The organism is Streptomyces sp. F001 (genome assembly GCF_004187715.1).
GTDB classification, from domain to species: Bacteria; Actinomycetota; Actinomycetes; order Streptomycetales; family Streptomycetaceae; genus Streptomyces; species Streptomyces flavusporus.
The window spans coordinates 1-2,485 of record NZ_QZWF01000137.1 but is presented as its reverse complement, the minus strand read 5'-3'; the positions used below and the strand labels follow the sequence as shown (position 1 = coordinate 2,485).

2 protein-coding genes are annotated in these 2,485 nt (G+C 73.9%); both read left to right on the top strand.

All coding sequences use genetic code 11. From position 1 onward, the window contains the following. Nucleotides 1-661 (top strand): biotin/lipoyl-containing protein (locus StrepF001_RS44960; RefSeq protein WP_129803838.1); only part of this gene is annotated, 661 nt, incomplete at its 5' end. An 11-nt stretch (nt 662-672) separates the two neighbouring features. Next, nucleotides 673-2,346 (top strand): allophanate hydrolase, encoded by a 1,674-nt coding sequence (gene atzF / locus StrepF001_RS44955; protein WP_129803837.1) that lies wholly within the window; start codon nt 673-675, stop codon nt 2,344-2,346. The last annotated feature ends 139 nt before the right edge of the window (nt 2,347-2,485 follow it).

Below are 2,485 nucleotides of genomic sequence, written 5' to 3'. Positions count from 1 at the left end.
CTCGGTCGGCATCGGCGGCGCGTACCTCTGCGTCTACGGCATGGAGGGCCCGGGCGGCTACCAGTTCGTGGGCCGTACCACGCAGGTGTGGTCGCCCTGGCAGCAGCGGGGCGCGTTCGAGCCGGGCTCGCCGTGGCTGCTGCGCTTCTTCGACCGGATCAGCTGGTATCCGGTGGACGCCGAGGAGCTGCTGGAGCTGCGGGCCGACCTCATCTCCGGCCGCTTCGTGCCCCGGATCGAGGAGGGCAGCTTCTCCCTCGCCGAGTACGAGGCGTTCCTGGCCGGCGACGCCGAGTCGATCGCCGCGTTCCGCTCCCGCCAGCAGGCGGCCTTCGCGGCGGAGCGGGCGGCGTGGGAGGCGGCGGGCGAGTTCGCGCGTGCCGAAGCGGCGTCCGCGCCGACGGCCCCGCCGGCCGAGGTGACCGTCCCGCCGGGCGGCCGCCTGATCGAGGCCGAGTTCGCCGCGTCCGTCTGGCAGGTGAACGTGAAACCTGGCGACGACGTGACGACGGGGCAGCCGCTGCTCGCCCTGGAAGCGATGAAGATGGAGTCCCGGCTGCACGCCCCGATGGACGGCGTGGTGGCGGAAGTCCTCACCCGCCCCGGCGACCAGGTCGAGGCGGGCACGGCACTCGTCGTCCTCGCACCCGCCGCGCACTGAAAGGCGAACGGATGTCCACAACCCTCTCCCGCGTCCAGGCCGCCTACGCCCGCATCGACGCCGTCGACCGCCCCGAGCTCTGGATCGGCCTGCGTCCGCGGGCGCAGGCCGAGGCGGAGGCCATGGCCCTGGACGCCCGCGTGGCCGCCGGCGAGCGCCTCCCCCTCGCGGGCCGCCTGCTCGCCGTCAAGGGCAACATCGACGTCGCCGGTCTGCCGACGACGGCGGGCTGCCCGGCGTACGCGTACGATCCGCCGGCGGACGCCGAGGTCGTGGCCCGCCTCCGCCGGGCCGGCGCCCTCGTGCTGGGCACCACCAACCTGGACCAGTTCGCCACGGGCCTGGTCGGCACACGCTCCCCCTACGGCGCGGTACGCAACGCCCTCGACCCGACCCGGGTCAGCGGCGGCTCCAGCTCCGGCTCGGCGGTCGCGGTGGCCCTCGGCATCGTCGACCTCGCCCTCGGCACGGACACGGCGGGCTCGGGCCGCGTCCCGGCCGCCTTCAACGGCGTCGTCGGCCTGAAACCCACCCGCGGCCTCGTCCCGACGACGGGCGTGGTCCCGGCCTGCGCCTCCCTGGACTGCGTGACGGTCTTCGCCCGCACGCTGCCCGAGGCGGAGCAGGCCATGACCTTCATGACACCGCCGCGCGACCTGCCCCAGCGCACTCCAGGCCCATGGCGCGTTGCCGTCGCGGCCCCGGATCAGCTCGGTGAGCTGGACGCGGGCTGGGCGCAGGCGTACGAGGCGGCGGTGACGAGGGTGGCGGAAGCGGGCGCCGACGTACGGGTCGTCGACCTCGCCCCCTTCACGGAGGCCGCCGCGATGCTCTACGAGGGCGCGTTCGTCGCCGAGCGCTACACCGCGGTGGGGAGCTTTGTCGACAAGGCGATGGCCACGGGGGCCGAGGGACTCGATCCCACCGTCGCCGGCATCATCACCCGCGCCCGCGACATCCCGGCCCACCAGCTCTTCGCCGACCACAACCGGCTGGCGGCCCTGCGGGCCCGGGCGCTGTCGGAGCTGGCGGACGCCGACGCCCTGCTCCTGCCCACCACCCCGGGCCATCCGACGCTCGCCGAGGTGGCGGCCGACCCCCTGGGCGCCAACGCCCGCCTGGGCCGCTTCACCAACTCCACGAACCTCTTCGACCTGTCCGCGGTGGCCGTCCCGGCAGGCGAGGTGAGCGGCCTCCCCTTCGGCGTGACGCTGATCGGCCCGCCCTTCACGGACGACCGGCTGGCGCGGATCGCGGGCCTGCTCCAGCCGGAGGCCCGGCTGGCCGTGGTGGGCGCCCACCTGTCGGGCCAGCCCCTCAATCCGCAACTCCTGGCACTCGGCGCGCGCTTGGAGCGTACGACGACAACGGCGCCCGAGTACCGCCTGCACGCGCTGCGAACCACTCCCACCAAGCCCGGTCTCGTGCACGTGGGCGAGAACGGATCAGCGATCGAGGCGGAGGTGTGGCACCTGCCGGCAGAGGGCCTGGGCCGCCTCCTGACCACGCTGCCCCGGCCGATGACGCTGGGCAGAGTGCAACTGGCGGACGGCACCAGCGTCCCGGGCTTCCTGTGCGAGCCGGCCGCCCTGACGGACGCGGAAGACATCACCGCGTACGGAGGCTGGCGATCGTATCTCCGTCGCCCGCACCCGCAGAACAGCCCCCACACCACCGACAAGTAGGCGCCCCCTTGGCAGCAACCCGTCCACAGTCCCCGAAGCGTTCCTCACGACCGCAGCCCCCCGCAGGCCATGGCAACAGCCGGGGGTGTGTCAATTTAGACGTCGTCTCATTTGGTGAGTCGGCGGTAGCAGATGAGGG